Raw genomic sequence first — 15,789 nt, forward strand, 5'->3', positions numbered from 1 at the left:
CACCCGGAATGATCCCTCCATTGTCGCCGATGCCGAAGCCTTTCGTATCCCTGCTCGCCCTCGCCTTCTCTGCCGGCGCCGCGTTCAGCGCGTCCGCCGCCACGACCACCCCGGCCGAGACCGTCACCTCGTTCCACGCCGTGCTGATCGACAACATGAAGGCCGGTGCCACGCTGAAATGCGGCGGGCGCGCGGAAAAGGTCGGTGCGGCCGTGGATGCCGACTTCGATCTGCCGTTCCTCGCGCAGCGCGTGCTGCGCCGGCAGTGGAAGGATCTGAGCGAGGAACAGCGCGCGCAGTTCATCGCGACGTTCCGGGAACTGGTGCTGGCGACCTACGCCAGCCAGTTCGCGAAGTTCGGCGGCGAGAAGTTCGAAACCCGCGAGACCAAGGATCTGGCCGATGGCACGCGTCTGGTCAATGCCAAGCTGACACCGGGCAGCGGCGCGCCGGTCAACTTCGACTACGTGCTGCGGGAAGTGCCCGAGTCGGGCAAGGGCTGGCGGATCATCAACGTCGTCGCCGATGGGGTCAGCGATCTGGCGATCCGCGCCAGCCAATACGACAAAATCTACAAGGCCAGCGGCTTCGATGGCCTGATCAAGCAGATCAAGCAGCAGACCGAAGCCAACAAGGCCGGCTGCTGATCGCGGCCGGCGTCGATCGCTGGCCGGCCGAGACGGTCAGCCGACCGGCTTCAGGCCGATTCCAGCGCCTCCAGGTCCTGCCGCGACGCGCGCTGCGAGCGCTGCAGCGCGACGAATTCGAGCACGCCGAGCAACAGCAGGCCGCCGATGACGACCGGCGGGGAGCTGAACATCTGTGCGATTCGGTTCATGGGACGGTCTCCGATGGTGTTCGTTCGCTGACGGAACGAATCCTGCAGCGGCTTCGCGTCAGCGCCGCGAACCTTACGGCGCTTCGGTGACAGGACGATGGCAGCCCGGTGACAGCCGCCGACGCCGGGCTGTCGCCACCGTCGATGCGCTGACATATTTCGTTTATATGCTCATGGCCTGCCGACTCCCCTGACCGAATTCGCACGCGCTCCGCGATGTCCCCTGACTTGCCGCAACTTGCCGCGCTCGAAGCGCTGATCGACGAGGGGCAGCCACTCCTGCAGACGCAGGTCGTGGGTCAGGTCCAGGCCGGACGGCACCGGTTGCCGATCCATGCGCTGACGCTCGGCAATCCCGATCCGGAAGTCCCCGCCGTCGGTTTCTTCGGCGGCGTGCACGGGTTGGAGCGGATCGGCGCCGACGTCGTGATCGCCTTCCTCGGCAGTCTGGTCAAGCGGCTGGCCTGGGACAGCGTGCTGCACGCGCAGTTGCAGAAGGTCCGGCTGGTGTTCATGCCGCTGGTCAATCCGGGCGGGCTGCTGCTCGGCACCCGCGCCAATCCGCGCGGCGTCGATCTGATGCGCAACGCGCCGATGGAAGCGGTCGAGAAGGTGCCCTTCCTGATCGGCGGCCAGCGCATCAGCCGCGGCCTGCCGTGGTTCCGCGGCGAGGCCGGCGCGCCGATGGAAATCGAAAGCCGTGCGCTGTGCGCGTTCGTCGAGGCCGAACTGCTGAGCCGGCGCTTCAGCCTGGCGGTCGACTGCCATTCCGGCTTCGGCACGCAGGACCGCATCTGGTTTCCGTACGCGCACACCGCCACGCCGATCCGGCATCTGCCGGAAATCCATGCGCTGAAGACCATCTTCGAGCAGACGCACAACCATCACGTCTACCTGTTCGAGCCCCAGAGCCGCCAGTACCTCACGCATGGCGACATCTGGGACTACCTCTACCGCAAGGCCGAGCAGGCGCGCGATCGCGTGTTCCTGCCGCTGACGCTCGAAATGGGTTCGTGGATGTGGATCAAGAAGAACCCGCGGCAGATGTTCACGCGGCTCGGCATTTTCAACCCGATCCTCGATCACCGGCACCATCGCGTGATGCGCCGCCACATCGCCCTGCTCGATTTCCTCGCCCGCGCCGCCAGCAGTCACCTGCGCTGGCTGCCGTCGTCGGACGACGATCTGGCGCGCCATCGTGATGCCGCGATCAGCCGCTGGTATCGCGAGAAGCCGCGATGAGCGCGCCGACCTGGGTGTTCCTGCGTGGCCTGATGCGCGATCAGCGCCACTGGGGCGAATTTCCTCACGTTTTCCGAGACTTGATACCCGACACTCGGATCGAATGCCTGGACTTCGCCGGCAACGGCACGCGCCATCGCGAGCGCAGCGCGCGCACGATCGAGGCAATGGCCGACGATGCCCGCGCCGACCTGCTGCGTCGCGGCCTGAAGCCGCCGTATCGGCTGCTGGCGATGTCGCTCGGCGCGATGGCGGCCACCTCATGGGCTGATCGCCATCCGCAGGACATCGACGCCTGCGTGCTGATCAACACCAGCCTGCGCCCGTTCAGCCCGCCGCACTGGCGCCTGCGGCCGAAGGTCTGGCCGCGCGTGCTGGAAATCGCGCTGCGGCCACCGGCGCCGCGCGCCATCGAAGCGATGATCCTCGACTTGACCACGCAGCTTGCGCGGCGGCCCGAGCGAGCGCCGCAAGCCTTGCTCGACCAATGGACCGCGTGGCGCGAGTCCGATCCGGTATCACGCAGCAACGCGCTGCGGCAGTTGCTGGCCGCCGCAGCCTATCGGGCACCGAAGCGCTGCCCCGATACCCGGGTGCTGATCCTGAACGGCGCGAAGGACGAACTGGTCGACAGCCGCTGCTCGCGCCGTCTGGCCGAGCGCTGGGGCTGCCCGTTGCGCGTGCATCCCGAAGCCGGTCACGATCTGCCGCTCGACGACGGACACTGGGTGGCGGCCAGCATCCGCAACTGGCTGTAACCGGGATCACGCGCGGAGGATTGACGATGCTGCTGATGAAACCTGCTTGCGAAGCCTGCGCCGCACCGCTGCCCCTGCTGGCCGCAGCGTTCATCTGCTCGTATGAATGCACGTTCTGCCCGGCATGCGCCGCGCGCATGCAACACACCTGTCCGAACTGCAGCGGCGTGCTGCTGGCACGACCGACACGGGTGATGGCGCCAGAACGCGCGGACTGACCTGTCCACGCGCCAGCGAGCCACAGGGCTTCGTCGGGATGGAAAGCGGAGCTGTCACACGGTGCCGGCAGCCTGCCGGCACGGTCGAGGCGAAAGGTTTGGTGGAGACGATCGGGATCGAACCGACGACCTCGTCATTGCGAACGACGCGCTCTCCCAGCTGAGCTACGTCCCCACGTGAAACCTGCTGCTGCCTCGACGTCGATCCACGGCGGACGGTGCATTGACCGGGCCCTGCTCGACGGCGCGCAGTTTAACAGTGTTGCCATGTCGCGGCGCAACTTTTTCGAGGCCGTTCGCACCGCCGTCGGCCGCCGCTCGGTCGCCACGTCCCGACCCTGACTGGCGCACGGCCAAGCGCTTGGCCGATGATCGCGATCAAGCGCCTTTCCCTTCGCGTTCCGACCGAGCCCCCCATGAATCGCAAGCCCTTGTCCGTGCTGTTGCTGGTACTCGCCGCGACGCCGCCGGCATGGGCCATCGCGCCATCGGGATCATCCGCCGCATCGTCGGCGACCGATGCCCGCTGGTATCGCCCCGGCGAAGTGCTGGTGAAGTACCGCGCCCGCGCATCCGCGCCGGCTGCGAGCGCGCTCAAGGACGCGCACGGCTTCGTCGCCAAGCAGACCTTGCTCGATGGCCGGATGGACCATCTCGTCCTGCCGTCGGCGATGGATGTGCCGGGCGCGATCGCGATGCTGTCGGCGGACCCGGCGGTCGAGTACGCGGAGCCGAACTTCCTGCGCTTTCCCGATGCCGTGATTCCGAACGATCCGCAATTTCCGCAGCAATGGGGTCTGCGCAACACCGGGCAGCCGAACTTCGTCAGCGGCGGCCCGGCCGGCATTCCCGGCGGCGACCTGAACATGATCAATGCCTGGGACGCGAACAATGACGGCACCGCCGATCGCACCGGTCGCGGCCGCGTCGTGATCGCGATTGTCGACGACGCCGTCCAGACTTCGCATCCCGATCTCGTCGGCAACCTCGTGCCGGGCTTCGATTTCGCCGACAACGACAGCAACCCGAATCCGAATACCAGCAGCCAGTCGCACGGCACGGCGGTGGCCGGCAGCGCGGCGGCGGTCGGCAACAACGGCATCGGCGTGGCTGGCACCGCGTGGAACGAGCGGATCATGCCGCTGCGCTTCGGCTTCGACACCGCCAGCGAAGTCCGCGCGCTGGAATTCGCGCGCAACAACGGCGCGACCATCGTCAACGCCAGCTTCGGCGGGCCGACCTACACGCGCACCGAATTCGATGCCGTCTCGGCCCTGAACGATGCCGGCGTGCTGCTCGTCGCCTCGGCCGGCAATCAGGATTCGAACATCGACATCTCCGGGGCTTCGTACCCGGCGAACTACCGGCTGCCGAACGTCATCGCCGTCGCTGCCACCAACCGCCAGGACGGCATCGCCAGCTTCTCCAGCTATGGCTCGGTCACGGTGCCGGTGGCCGCACCGGGCCTGCAGATCGTCACGACGACGATCAATGGCGGCTACACCACCACCGGCATCAGCGGCACCTCGTTCTCGGCGCCGTACGTGGCCGGCATCGCCGCGCTGATCCGCGACTACATACCGACCGTCACGGTCAGCGAAATCCGCGCAAGACTCATTGAAAGCGGCTCGGCCGGCGTAGACCCGAACAGCCCGGTCAACCTGCGCACGGCCGGCGGCCGGGTCGATGCGAATACCGCGCTGAATCTGACGCCGCGGCCGTCGATCGTCATCCGCCCGCTGCAGAGCAGCCGCTACCAGTTGCAGTTCAGCAGCGGCACGATCGATGTGCCGGTCTACATTCCGGTGCTGGTCGAGGACAACGGCAACCGCGCGCTGGACCCGGGCGAGACCACGAACATCGCCGTCACGCTGGAGAACCTGTGGCTCGCGGCGGCCAACGTGCAGGCGCGGCTGAGCGCATCAGGCGGCGGCGTCACCGTCAACAGTGGTGCGGTGACTTTCGGCAACATCGCGCCGCAGGGGGCCATCACCGGGCGTTTCAACGTGACGGTGCCAGCGACGACCACCGGCCACCAGTACGTCAATTTCACGCTGGCGATCACCGCCGATGGCGGCTACACGGCGACGCGCAGCTTCATCCTCGAGATCGGCCGCCTGAGCAACGGTCAGACGGTGACGCAGACGATCCAGACCGGCGCCAACAACAGCAACCTGTACGACGAATTCCATACCTGGACCTTCGATGTCACCAGCCTGCCGGCCAACGGCGGCAGCCTGACGTTCGCGACCACCGGCAGCAACGACATCGATTTCTTCGTGCGTTACGGCGAACCGGCGCAATACGACATTGAACTGGCCGCCGACCCATCGCCGCCGACCGACACCAACCCGGCGCCGTTCTACTTCATCAACGTGCCGGCCACGCAGCAGGGCGCGGCGCGTACCAATGGCAACGAATCGGTGACCATCGCCACACCGCGCGTCGGGACCTATTACGTCACCGTGGTCAATTTCGATCGCGCGCCGAATGCGACCTACACCCTGCGCGCATCGCTCGATGCCGCGGCCCCGCCCGCCAACGGCGGCAGCAATGGCGGCGGCGGCGCACTCGGGCTGTGGAGCCTGACCGGACTGTTCGCTGGCGCACTGATGCGGCGGCGAAATCGCCGCGCCAAGCTTGTTCGGCGCCCGCTGACTCACGGCTGACGGCAGGTCTCGCCGAAGGCGCGCGCCTGATCCGCGGCCGCAGTGGTCGTGGGGGCTTCCACGCCTTGCGAAAGCCTGATAAAACGCGCCCGAACAGCACCCCCGATCGACACGGAGACACCGCAGGTATGGCAGGCAGACCCGCCAAGAAAGCGTAGCCGCAGCCCAAGCCGTTCGACGAGTTCGCGGAAGAGTCCGAGGGCTTCGACGACGACGTCCCGAACGTCGACGCCAAGGGCAACCCAGTGACCGCCGCCAAGTCGCGCGACTGGCGCGACGTCGAGCGCTTTCGCGAAGATCGAGAACTGAAGAAGCTGATCGGCGAAGACTTCGACGATTTCCTCGACGACAAGCCAGGCCGCCGCCGCACCAGTTGATCGAGCCGCGCCGGCGCGGCGCGCTGCCGGTTCGCGTCTTCGAGCCGAGCGCTCTTGGCAAAGGTGCTCGCGGCTACGGCTTCCACGAGTCTGGACGCTAACAACGGAAAAGGCGCGATCACCGATCGCGCCTTTTCCGTTCGTGCCGCCGGAATGCGGCGCAGCCCGCGGTCACACGCGAATGAAGTGCTCGCGGTAGTAGCGCAGTTCGGCCACCGAATCGCGGATGTCGTCCAGCGCCAGATGCGTCGATTCCTTGGTGAAGCCCCGCGCCACCTGTGGCGACCAGCGCACGCACAGTTCCTTCAGCGTGCTGACGTCGAGATTGCGGTAGTGGAAGTAGCGTTCGAGCTTCGGCATGCCGCGCGCGAGAAAGCGCCGGTCCTGACAGATCGAATTGCCGCAGATCGGCGACTTGCCCGGCGTCACCCACTGCCGCAGGAACTCGATCGTCAGCGCTTCCGCTTCGGCCTCGCCGATGGTGCTGGCGCGCACGCGTGCAGTGAGGCCGGACTGGCCGTGCTGCCGCACGTTCCAGTCGTCCATCTTGGCCAGTTCGTGCTCGGGCTGGTGCACGGCGATGACCGGGCCTTCGGCCAGCAGGTTCAGATCGCTGTCGGTCACGAGGGTGGCGATCTCGATGATGCGGTGTTCGTCGGGGATCAGACCGGTCATCTCGCAGTCGATCCAGATCAGGTTCAGATCAGGGTTGTTCATGGCGCGAAGCCTAGCAGGGAGCGCCCGATTTTCGCGGCCGCAGCCGGGCGACCGGCATCAAGCAGCGGGCCAAAACCTGCGTGCTACTCTCCGCCCAACTTCCCTTTTGCACCATTTCGGAGGGTCTCATGGCCCGCGACGGCAACGTGTTGAACACCATCGGCCATACGCCGCTGGTGGAGCTGAAAAATCTCGATACCGGCCTGTGCCGGCTGTTCGTCAAGCTGGAAAACCAGAACCCGACCGGTTCGATCAAGGACCGCATCGGCCTGTCGATGATCGAAGCGGCCGAGAAGCAGGGCCTGATCCAGCCCGGCGGCACCCTGATCGAAGCGACCGCCGGCAACACCGGCCTGGGTCTTGCGCTGGTGGCAGCCCAGAAGGGCTACAAGATCATCCTGGTGATTCCGGACAAGATGGCGCAGGAGAAGATCCTGCATCTGCGCGCGCTCGGCGCGGTCACGCACATCACGCGCAGCGATGTCGGCAAGGGCCACCCGGAGTACTACCAGGACATCGCCGAGCGACTGAGCCGCGAGATTCCGAACAGTTTCTACGTCAACCAGTTCGCCAATCCGGCGAACCCGCTGGCGCACGAGTCGACCACCGGCCCGGAAATCTGGGCCCAGACCCAGCAGATGTGCGATGCCGTGGTCGTCGGCGTCGGCTCCGGTGGCACCCTGACCGGGCTCGGACGCTATTTCGCCCGCGTCGCGCCGCATCTGGAGATGGTGCTGGCCGATCCGAAGGGCTCGATCCTCGAACCGCTGATCGAGCGCAACGAAACGATCACGCCGGGATCGTGGCTGGTCGAAGGCATCGGCGAGGACTTCATTCCGCCGAACTGCGAGCTGAAGTACGCGAAGAAGGCCTATTCGATCACCGACGCCGAAAGCTTCCTGACCGCGCGCGAAGTGCTGGCCAAGGAAGGCATCCTCGGCGGCTCGTCGGCCGGCACGCTGGTGGCGGCTGCCCTGCGCTACTGCCGCGACCAGACGTCGCCGAAGCGCGTGGTGACCTTCATCTGCGACTCGGGCAACAAGTACCTGACCAAGATGTACAACGACTACTGGATGTTCGAGCAGGAACTGCTGCCGCGTCCGAAGCACGGCAACCTGATCGACCTGATCTTGCGGCGTTACCAGGAAGGCGGCACCGTCACCCTAGCCGCGACCGATTCGCTGCTGCTCGCCTATCGCCGGATGAAGCTGTTCGACGTCTCGCAGATTCCGGTGATGGCCGGCGAAGCAGTGGTCGGCATCGTCGATGAATCCGACCTGCTGCTGCATGTCCAGGCCGATCCGGCGCGCTTCAGCGACCCGGTGTCGACGGCGATGGTGGCGAAGGTCGAGACGATCCGCCCGGACGCGCCGATCGCCGATCTGGTCGCCGTGTTCCAGCGCGACCACGTGGCGGTCGTGGCCGGTGCCGATGGCCGCTTCATCGGCTTGATCACGAAGATCGATCTGCTGAACTATCTGCGCCAGCAGCTCTGATCACCACGCCAATCTCCGGGCCGGCTTCGGACCAGCCTCGGGCCATCTCAAGGACTTTCCATGCGCAGAATCACCCTGTCTCTCGACGACAACCTCGCCGACCAGTTCGACCAGTGGGCCGAGCGCCACGGCTACGAGAATCGCTCGGAAGCGTTCCGCGACCTGCTGCGCGGCCGGCTTGAGAATGAGCGGATCGACGACGGCCGCGCCAGTCACTGCGTGGCGACGGTGTCGTACGTCTACAACCATCACGAGCGTCAGCTTGCCAGCCGTCTGGCCGAGAACCAGCACGATCACCATGGCCTGAGCATGGCGACGATGCACGTCCATCTCGACCACGACAATTGCCTGGAAACCATGGCGCTGCGCGGGCCGCTGCAACGGGTCCGCGAGTTCGGCGAATCGCTGATCGCCGAACGCGGCGTGCGTCACGGCTATCTGCATCTGGTGCCGGTGGCGCTGGAAATCTCGCGCGTGATGGGCGAGCCGCACATGCACGTGAGCCCGACCAGCTAGCGCCGACCGCCGGATTCGAACACGGCGGACAAAAAGAAAGCCGCCTCGAGGGCGGCCAAAACTTTCATCGGAGAAAACACTCGCAGCCTTTATCCCACGGCCGCGACGACGAAACTCGTCGCGGCCGGCGAACGGTCAGTAGCTGTAGCTGAACGTCACTCGGCCGTTGATCGGCTCGATCGGATGGAAGTGGATGTCGTCGACGCCTTCCGGCGCTTCGCCCTGCAGGCGCGACGTGTAGAAGTAGTCGATGTCGTGATCCTTCGAGTTGAACAGGTTGTTGATCTGGCCGCTGATCTTGAACCGCGGCGTCACGCGGTAGCCGGCGCCGACGCTGACGATCGTGGTCGAGGCGGACTTCACCGAATTGTCCTCGGTCAGCGGCCGCGGTCCGAAGTAGCGGAAGCGGAACGCGGTATCCCAGCCACGCGGGCTGGTGTACGTCACGCCCAGCGTCGCCACCCCCTGAATCGCCTGCGGCACGCGCTTGCCGATCGGATTGCCGTCCTCGTCGAGCTGCTGATCGCGGAAGCGGGCACTGGTGTAGGCCACGTCGCCGTCGACCACGAGGCCCTTCGCCGGCTTCCAGTAGATCGACAGCTCGCCGCCGTAGCGCTCGGTGGAGCCGAAGGCTTCGGTGGTGCCGGCATCGCCGACGTAGACCAGTTCCGAATCCGAGCGCAGGCGGAACAGGCTGGCGGCCACCTGCACTTTCGGGATGATCGCGGTGCGCACGCCGAGATCGATGCCGCGCGCCGGCGCCAGCGGCGTCACCGGATTCACCGAATCGCCGCTGCGCGGGTCGATGGTCTGCGTCGCCCCTCGGGCATCGTTCGAGTGGAAGCCCTGACCGGCGTTGATGAAGAACTCGGTCTTCGCCCATGGGCCGAACACCAGCGCGCCTTTCGGGCTGATCAAGGTGTCGGACGCCTTGCCGGTGTTCGCCGGGTTGTTGTTGACGACGTCGAAATTGATCGAGTCGAAGCGGACGCCAGCGTTCACGCGCAGCCAGGAGGTCAGGTGCACGCCGGTCTGCGCATAACCCGAGCCGATCCATTCCTTGACGTCGCTGACCGTGGTCGTTTCCAGCCGCGTACGGGCCCGCGTCAGGTACAGGCCGACATCGTCGATGTCGTCGTAGCGGGTCTGGGCACCGATCTCGTTGTGGAATTCGAGGCCGAACAGCTGGGTATCGACCTTGTAGCTGATGTCGCCGCCGAAGACGTTGCGCTTGTCCGACTGCTCGAACTGGTCGCCGTTGACCGGATCGTCGAGGAAGTAGGTGAAGTTCGAGAACAAATCCAGCCGGTAGCGGAAGGCATAGCCGTTGACCGTCAGGGTGCCGGGACCGAGGTCCTGCACCAGCCCGCCGGAGAAGTTGACGCGATGGGTCTTGCCGCCGTCGGTGCCGTCGAGGAAGCCACGGGCCCCGATGATGCCCTGCTCGACCGCGCGCACCGGGATCTGGTCCGGCGACAGGTTGCGCGTCGAGTAGCCGGTGGCGGCGAGGTGGTAGCTGCCGCCGTCGTAGCGCCGGGAATAACGCAAGACCAGGTTGCCCTTGTTGAAGCTCTGCTTCAGGTCATACGGGCCGTCGTAATGCACGTATTCGAGCCCGTACAGCAGGTTGCCGCCGGCGAGCCCCAGCGAGCCGACCGACAGCGCGCGGCCGTAGCCGTAGGCGCCGCCGGTGAGTTCGACGAGGTTCTGGTCGAACTTTTCCTTGTAGCGGATATCGACCGCGCCGGCCGCCGAGAAATCGCCGTACTGCGCGTAGTACGGGCCCTTGCGATACTCGATCGAATCAACCAGTTCCGGAATGAAGAAGCCGTTGTCGGCGTAACCCTGACCATGGGCGTGCGTCGGCGCATTGACCGGCAGGCCGTCGATGAAGATCGCGAAATCGGTGCCGTGGTCGAGGTTGTAACCGCGCAGGAAATACTGGTTCGCCTTGCCCTCGCCGCTGTGCTGCGTGACGATCAGGCCCGGCACCACCTCCAGAACCTCGCCGGTGCGCGAGATCGGCCGATTCTCGAACTGCTCCGCGTAGACCGTGCCGATCGAGGCCGAATCGCTTTCGCCGACCAGTTCATCCGGCGTCACCACGACGGTATCCAGCTTCACGGCTTCTCCCGGCAGACCGGCAGCGTGCGCAAGCGGAATGCCGAAGGTCGACGCGATGGCCGCTGCAATGACGGGCGAACGCCTGTAAAGCCTTGATTTCACTGTAGCTTCCAGAATTGGGAGGATGTGCCCGGGGCCACCGCGTGCCATTGAGGCGCCGCTGTCGATGAAGCGCTGCGCGATGCACGTATGCAGTGTTACCTGTATAGCTTTGTTCATACGAATGAACCATTGATGACCATCAACCGCAACGCCGGCCCCGCCTGATGGCGGCATCCGCAACGAAGCTGCCCGGAATCAGGCCCCCATGATCGCGTCGGCGTGGCTCCTTTCGATCCGCGGTCGCCTGCAGCCGGGAAGACGCATCGAATCGAGCGTGAAGCGCCGTCGATCGGTGATCGACAGCACGACGACGCCTGTCGCGGGCAATGGCGACAGCGTCTGCCGATCGAACGATCAGAACGTGTAGCGATAGGACGCGCCGTATTCGAAGTTCGGTTGCGGGTTGAACGAGCTGCCCGCCTGATCCGAGGCGAAATCGCGAGGCCGCCAGACGCCGAACAGCGCGATTGCGGAGTGGCCGCGCTCGTAGGCCACACGCAGGTTGTTCTCCTGATAAGGCGTGGTCTCGAACAGCACATTGTTGGCGTAGTACGGCTTGGCACCCACCTGCTGCAGGAAGAAGTCGGTCAGCACCGAGCCGCCGAACGCCGACATCGAGTGCTGCACGCCAGCGCTGATCGTGCTGCGCGGATTGCTGTCGACCCGGTCGCGACCCGCGATCGCCGGATTGATCACGCGCGCATGCACGTGCGAATACGCCGCAGTCAGGCTCAAGCCCGGCATCACCTCGAGGCGGCCATCGACCTGATACCCCTGTCGCTTGGTATTGCCGATGTTGGCGAAGACATTGCTCCCCGGCGCGGTTTCCTGGATCTCGTCGGCGACCGTCGCGGTGTAGACCGACACGTTGACCATCGCCGCTCCCATCGACAGGCGCAGCCCGGTGTCGCGCGCCCTGACCTGCGGCGGCGTCAGGTCGAACCCCTGCGGTCGCGTGGCGCTGACCGGCGACAGTTCGGTGACCTGCAGCGACCGGAATCCGGTGCCGTAGTTGGCGAACAGCTCCAGCCAATCGGTCGCCTCGAACACGAGGCCGACATGCGGTGACGCGATGGTCTGCGATCCATCGCCGGACTGGGTCGGCGTCAGCCGATTGAAGATGTCCTGGCGGAAGATGTCGTAGCGCAGGCCGCCGAGCAGCTTGAGCCGCTGCCAGGGCCGCACGCTGCCTTCGGTGTAGAACGAGATGGCATCGATATCGAACTCGTAATCGCGGCTGACCACGCCGTTCCGCGCACGGCGCACGGCCTGGAACTGGCCATTGACGCCATTGTCGTGGCGATATTCGTAGCCGACGTTGAGATCGCCGCGGCCCTCGAATTCCCAGGTGTAGTAGGCCTTGCTGCCGAAGACGTTGCGCAGGTCATCCTGCTCGTTCTGCGGTGCGGTGCCGAACGTGCCGAAGCGCGACCGGCGGATGTTCTCGTAGTAGGCGGTGGCGGTCAGGCCGTTCCCGGGTGCCGGCGCATGGGTGATCACCAGCGAAGTCTTGCGACCGCGGCCACCATCGGTCTCGAACAGCGAGTCGGTCGGCGAGAAGGCGCCGGCCTGATAGGCCGCGAACGGAATGTAGCCGGGTGCGCTCCAGTCCGCCGAATAATGGCTCGCGCGTGCCGACAGCACACCGCTCGAGATCGCTTTCGAGCCCTTCAGGAAGACGTTGACACGGTCGTAGTCGGAATTGGCGCGATAGCCGTCGCGACGCGTCAGTTCGGCCACGCCGAGGACGTCGACCTCGCCGATGCGCTGCCCGAACACGCTGCTCAGCTGGGTATCGCCATAGCTGCCGGCCCGGACGTTGACGCTCGACTTGGCGCGCGTGCGCGTCGTGATGAACACCGCACCGGACAGCGCCTGATCGCCGGCCAGTGCCGTGGCCGGCCCCTGCACCACCTCGATTCGCTCGATCATGTCCGGCGTCAGCCAGCTGTAATCGGCGTTGCCGTGGCCTCCGGACGAGCCGGACGGCGTGTTCTGCGGCACGCCGTCGATGATGATCGCGACATCGCGGCCATGTTCGCCGTTGAATCCGCGCAGGCGCAGCGGATGGCCGATGTCGCCCTGCCCGAAGGTATGCGACTGCGCACCCGGGACCTTCTGGAACAGGTCGGCCACGGTACGCACGTTGAGGCGACGGATGTCCTCGGCCTCGATCACGGTGGTCTGCGTGGCCGGTTTCACCGTCCGCCGCTGGCTTTCACCACGGACCTGAACGCCGTCGAGCTGGACCGGCTCGGCAACCGCCACGACGGTCGGCGTCTCGTCGGCGGCAACAGGCCTTGCCTGCAGACCTCCCAGGAAAACCAGCGGCAGCAGGGCGGCAGGCGATATCGGACGGAAGCGATCGGAGCGGCGCATCGGCGGGATCCTCGACAGGATAAAATGGGACGTATGCAATATTTCTCATACGTCATACATCTTGTCCGGCAGGCAACCGATGCAGCATTGATTTGCGTCAGAGCCATGCGCTCGCGAACACTGCAGGGTATTCGCCGACCACCGACGGCTCTCCCTGCTCTTCATTCGTCATGACCCACACAGCCAACCCGCGCAATGCCTTTGCGACCCGCGTGATCCACGCCGGCCAGAGCCCGGACCCGACCACCGGCGCGATCATGCCGCCGATCTACGCGACCTCGACCTACGTCCAGGAAAGCCCGGGCGTGCACAAGGGCTTCGAGTACTCGCGCACGCACAACCCCACCCGCTTCGCCTACGAGCGCTGCGTGGCCGATCTCGAAAGCGGCACGCGCGGCTTCGCGTTTGCCTCGGGTCTGGCCGCCACGGCAACCGTGCTCGACCTGTTCGAGCCCGGCGCCCACATCATCGCCAGCGATGACCTGTACGGCGGCAGCTACCGGCTGTTCGAGCGCGTGCGCGCGAAATCGGCCGGGCTCAAGTTCTCGTTCGTCGACATGCGCGATGCCGCGAACGTCGAAGCCGCGATCACGCCGGACACGAAGCTGATCTGGGTCGAAACACCCACCAACCCGACGATGAAGCTGGCCGATCTCGCCGCCATCGCCGCCATCGGCAAGCGCCACGGCGTGCTGACCGCCGCCGACAACACCTTCGCCAGCCCGTACGTGCAGCGCCCGATCGAACTCGGCTTCGATCTGGTCATGCACTCGGCCACGAAGTATCTGAACGGCCACAGCGACATGGTCGGCGGCATGCTGGTGGTCGCTGACGATGCCGATCTGGCCGAACGCCTCGCCTTCCTGCAGAACGCCGTCGGCGGCATCGCCGGGCCGTTCGATTCGTTCCTGGCGCTGCGCGGCGTCAAGACGCTGGCGATCCGCATGGAGCGGCATTGCCAGAGCGCGCTGGCGCTGGCGGGCTGGCTGGAAGCGCATCCGAAAGTGGCGCGCGTCTACTATCCGGGGCTCCCGTCGCACGCGCAGCACGCGCTGGCGCTGCGTCAGATGCCGCGCGGTTTCGGCGGCATGATCTCGATCGACCTGAAAGGCGGTCTGGCCGAATCCCGACGCTTCCTGGAGCGCTGCGAACTGTTTGCGCTGGCCGAAAGCCTGGGCGGCGTCGAAAGCCTGATCGAGCACCCGGCGATCATGACCCACGCCAGCATCCCCGCCGAGAACCGCGCCAAGCTCGGCATCAGCGATTCGCTGTGCCGGCTGTCGGTCGGCATCGAGGATCTGGCAGACCTTCGGGCGGATCTGGACCACGCGCTGAACTGAACGTCGGTCCTGCGACGTGCATCTGGGATAATCCGCGCATTCAAGGCACGCGTCCGGAAATCGGAGACGTCCCGGCTCGGGTGATTCGCCTCACCCGATGTCCGGTGCGTCGTCCGATTCTCGCCGCCAGAACGCGGCCACGTCCTCCCACCTTTCGCTCAGGCTTCCGATGACCACCACCAAAACCCTCGCCGAACGCCGTTGCCTCCCCTGTGAAGGCGGCGTTGCCGCGCTCACGCTCGATCAGGCCACCGCGCTGCTGCCGAAGCTCGGCAGCCAGTGGACCCTGACCGCCGACGGCAAGCAGATTGTCGGCCACTTCGAGTTCAAGAACTATTTCCGCACGCTGTCGTTCGTCAACGCGGTGGCCTACATCGCGATCCACGAGGACCATCACCCGGACATCACCTTCACATACAAGAACTGCGACATCACGTTCTGGACCCATGCGATCGACGGGCTTTCGGAAAACGACTTCATCTGCGCGGCGAAAGTCGACGCACTGCTGCTCTGAGCGCGCCGGTGGCGGACGTGAACGCGCCGGCGATCACCTGGCGCTGCTGGCAGTGGAACGAGTGGTCGAACACCCAGCTGTATGACGCGCTGCGCCTGCGCAGCCATATCTTCGTGGTCGAGCAGAACTGCGTGTTTCCGGAAATGGACGGCATCGACCCGGATTGCGAACACGTCTGCGGCACCGATGCAGCCGGCCGGCTGCTGGCCTACGCCAGGCTGCTGCGGCCCGGGCTCAAGTACGACGAGGCGTCGATCGGCCGGGTCGTCGTCGACGAATCGGCGCGCGGCTTCAAGCTTGGCGTGCGGCTGATGGAAACCAGCCTCGCGCTGTGCCGCGCTCGTTGGCCGGGGCAGCCGATCCGGATCGGTGCCCAGCAGCATCTCGGCAAGTTCTACGGCAGCCTCGGCTTCATGCAGATCAGCGAGCCGTATCTGGAAGACGGCATCTGGCATATCGACATGCGTGTCGCAGGCTGACGCACTGCAAGAAGAACCGC

The 15,789-nt window shown here is 65.8% G+C and carries 15 protein-coding genes and 1 tRNA gene; 11 read left to right on the forward strand and 5 right to left on the reverse strand.

Annotation, left to right across the window (positions count from 1 at the left end):
- Window positions 1-29: 29 nt before the first annotated feature.
- Window positions 30-647, forward strand: a complete 618-nt coding sequence (locus tag QZ951_RS14345) for an ABC transporter substrate-binding protein (protein WP_293001685.1) — start codon at window positions 30-32, stop codon at window positions 645-647.
- Window positions 648-697: 50 nt separating this feature from the next.
- On the opposite strand, the gene QZ951_RS14350 is transcribed toward QZ951_RS14345, so the two are convergent.
- Window positions 698-838 (reverse strand): hypothetical protein, encoded by a 141-nt coding sequence (locus QZ951_RS14350; RefSeq protein WP_293001687.1) that lies wholly within the window; start codon window positions 836-838, stop codon window positions 698-700.
- Between the two features lie 216 nt (window positions 839-1,054).
- Here QZ951_RS14350 and QZ951_RS14355 point away from each other — a divergent pair, with 216 nt between their 5' ends.
- Genes QZ951_RS14355 through QZ951_RS14365 form a run of 3 tightly spaced genes read left to right on the forward strand, consistent with a single transcriptional unit; the run spans window position 1,055 to window position 3,056 of the window.
- Window positions 1,055-2,080, forward strand: coding sequence for a M14 family zinc carboxypeptidase (locus QZ951_RS14355; RefSeq protein ID WP_293001689.1), 1,026 nt, complete (start codon window positions 1,055-1,057; stop codon window positions 2,078-2,080).
- Complete coding sequence (locus QZ951_RS14360) at window positions 2,077-2,838, forward strand: alpha/beta hydrolase (protein WP_293001691.1); 762 nt, start codon at window positions 2,077-2,079, stop codon at window positions 2,836-2,838. The genes QZ951_RS14355 and QZ951_RS14360 overlap by 4 nt, the downstream gene beginning before the upstream one ends.
- Window positions 2,839-2,864: 26 nt before the next feature.
- Entirely contained in the window at window positions 2,865-3,056 is a 192-nt protein-coding gene (locus QZ951_RS14365; RefSeq protein ID WP_293001693.1) for a DUF1272 domain-containing protein, read from the forward strand.
- 99 nt (window positions 3,057-3,155) lie between these two features.
- On the opposite strand, the gene QZ951_RS14370 is transcribed toward QZ951_RS14365, so the two are convergent.
- Window positions 3,156-3,231: transfer RNA gene (locus QZ951_RS14370), tRNA-Ala, on the reverse strand.
- A gap of 241 nt (window positions 3,232-3,472) precedes the next feature.
- Here QZ951_RS14370 and QZ951_RS14375 point away from each other — a divergent pair.
- Both QZ951_RS14375 and QZ951_RS14380 read left to right on the forward strand, forming a co-directional pair.
- Complete coding sequence (locus QZ951_RS14375; protein ID WP_293001696.1) at window positions 3,473-5,725, forward strand: S8 family serine peptidase; 2,253 nt, start codon at window positions 3,473-3,475, stop codon at window positions 5,723-5,725.
- A 245-nt stretch (window positions 5,726-5,970) separates the two neighbouring features.
- Window positions 5,971-6,102: a hypothetical protein gene (locus QZ951_RS14380; RefSeq protein WP_293001698.1), complete on the forward strand. Its 132-nt coding sequence runs from the start codon at window positions 5,971-5,973 to the stop codon at window positions 6,100-6,102.
- 171 nt (window positions 6,103-6,273) lie between these two features.
- Here QZ951_RS14380 and orn read toward each other — a convergent pair whose 3' ends face one another.
- Window positions 6,274-6,819: an oligoribonuclease gene (gene orn, locus QZ951_RS14385; protein WP_293001700.1), complete on the reverse strand. Its 546-nt coding sequence runs from the start codon at window positions 6,817-6,819 to the stop codon at window positions 6,274-6,276.
- Window positions 6,820-6,947: 128 nt separating this feature from the next.
- Between orn and QZ951_RS14390 the strand changes: the two genes are divergently transcribed.
- Both QZ951_RS14390 and nikR read left to right on the forward strand, forming a co-directional pair.
- The gene (locus tag QZ951_RS14390; RefSeq protein WP_293001702.1) at window positions 6,948-8,315 is read left to right on the forward strand and encodes a pyridoxal-phosphate dependent enzyme; all 1,368 of its coding nucleotides are present in this window, start codon (window positions 6,948-6,950) and stop codon (window positions 8,313-8,315) included.
- Window positions 8,316-8,375: 60 nt separating this feature from the next.
- Window positions 8,376-8,831: a nickel-responsive transcriptional regulator NikR gene (nikR, locus tag QZ951_RS14395; RefSeq protein ID WP_293001704.1), complete on the forward strand. Its 456-nt coding sequence runs from the start codon at window positions 8,376-8,378 to the stop codon at window positions 8,829-8,831.
- Between the two features lie 135 nt (window positions 8,832-8,966).
- Here the strand turns inward: nikR and QZ951_RS14400 are convergent, their stop codons facing one another.
- Both QZ951_RS14400 and QZ951_RS14405 read right to left on the reverse strand, forming a co-directional pair.
- On the reverse strand, window positions 8,967-10,955 hold the full coding sequence (locus tag QZ951_RS14400; RefSeq protein WP_293001706.1) for a TonB-dependent receptor: 1,989 nt from the start codon (window positions 10,953-10,955) through the stop codon (window positions 8,967-8,969).
- A gap of 456 nt (window positions 10,956-11,411) precedes the next feature.
- Window positions 11,412-13,436: a TonB-dependent receptor gene (locus QZ951_RS14405; protein ID WP_293001708.1), complete on the reverse strand. Its 2,025-nt coding sequence runs from the start codon at window positions 13,434-13,436 to the stop codon at window positions 11,412-11,414.
- A 170-nt stretch (window positions 13,437-13,606) separates the two neighbouring features.
- Here QZ951_RS14405 and QZ951_RS14410 point away from each other — a divergent pair, with 170 nt between their 5' ends.
- The 3 genes from QZ951_RS14410 to QZ951_RS14420 all read left to right on the forward strand — a co-directional run bounded on the left by QZ951_RS14410 (window position 13,607) and on the right by QZ951_RS14420 (window position 15,769).
- Window positions 13,607-14,776, forward strand: a complete 1,170-nt coding sequence (locus tag QZ951_RS14410) for a PLP-dependent aspartate aminotransferase family protein (RefSeq protein WP_293001710.1) — start codon at window positions 13,607-13,609, stop codon at window positions 14,774-14,776.
- A gap of 169 nt (window positions 14,777-14,945) precedes the next feature.
- Window positions 14,946-15,290 carry a 4a-hydroxytetrahydrobiopterin dehydratase gene (locus QZ951_RS14415; protein ID WP_293001712.1) on the forward strand — a complete coding sequence of 115 codons (345 nt, stop codon included), beginning with the start codon at window positions 14,946-14,948 and terminating at the stop codon, window positions 15,288-15,290.
- A gap of 17 nt (window positions 15,291-15,307) precedes the next feature.
- Window positions 15,308-15,769 carry a GNAT family N-acetyltransferase gene (locus QZ951_RS14420; protein ID WP_366943938.1) on the forward strand — a complete coding sequence of 154 codons (462 nt, stop codon included), beginning with the start codon at window positions 15,308-15,310 and terminating at the stop codon, window positions 15,767-15,769.
- The last annotated feature ends 20 nt before the right edge of the window (window positions 15,770-15,789 follow it).

It is taken from the genome of Nevskia sp. (assembly GCF_021732705.1).
Taxonomy (GTDB): Bacteria; Pseudomonadota; Gammaproteobacteria; order Nevskiales; family Nevskiaceae; genus Nevskia.

What these genes read in the sequence shown, in the direction of transcription:
- QZ951_RS14345 (WP_293001685.1), top strand. Translation starts at nt 30, where the DNA reads ATGCCGAAGCCTTTCGTATCCCTGCTCGCCCTCGCCTTCTCTGCCGGC.
- QZ951_RS14350 (WP_293001687.1), bottom strand. Translation starts at nt 838, where the DNA reads ATGAACCGAATCGCACAGATGTTCAGCTCCCCGCCGGTCGTCATCGGC.
- QZ951_RS14355 (WP_293001689.1), top strand. Translation starts at nt 1,055, where the DNA reads ATGTCCCCTGACTTGCCGCAACTTGCCGCGCTCGAAGCGCTGATCGAC.
- QZ951_RS14360 (WP_293001691.1), top strand. Translation starts at nt 2,077, where the DNA reads ATGAGCGCGCCGACCTGGGTGTTCCTGCGTGGCCTGATGCGCGATCAG.
- QZ951_RS14365 (WP_293001693.1), top strand. Translation starts at nt 2,865, where the DNA reads ATGCTGCTGATGAAACCTGCTTGCGAAGCCTGCGCCGCACCGCTGCCC.
- QZ951_RS14375 (WP_293001696.1), top strand. Translation starts at nt 3,473, where the DNA reads ATGAATCGCAAGCCCTTGTCCGTGCTGTTGCTGGTACTCGCCGCGACG.
- orn (WP_293001700.1), bottom strand. Translation starts at nt 6,819, where the DNA reads ATGAACAACCCTGATCTGAACCTGATCTGGATCGACTGCGAGATGACC.
- QZ951_RS14390 (WP_293001702.1), top strand. Translation starts at nt 6,948, where the DNA reads ATGGCCCGCGACGGCAACGTGTTGAACACCATCGGCCATACGCCGCTG.
- nikR (WP_293001704.1), top strand. Translation starts at nt 8,376, where the DNA reads ATGCGCAGAATCACCCTGTCTCTCGACGACAACCTCGCCGACCAGTTC.
- QZ951_RS14405 (WP_293001708.1), bottom strand. Translation starts at nt 13,436, where the DNA reads ATGCGCCGCTCCGATCGCTTCCGTCCGATATCGCCTGCCGCCCTGCTG.
- QZ951_RS14410 (WP_293001710.1), top strand. Translation starts at nt 13,607, where the DNA reads ATGACCCACACAGCCAACCCGCGCAATGCCTTTGCGACCCGCGTGATC.
- QZ951_RS14415 (WP_293001712.1), top strand. Translation starts at nt 14,946, where the DNA reads ATGACCACCACCAAAACCCTCGCCGAACGCCGTTGCCTCCCCTGTGAA.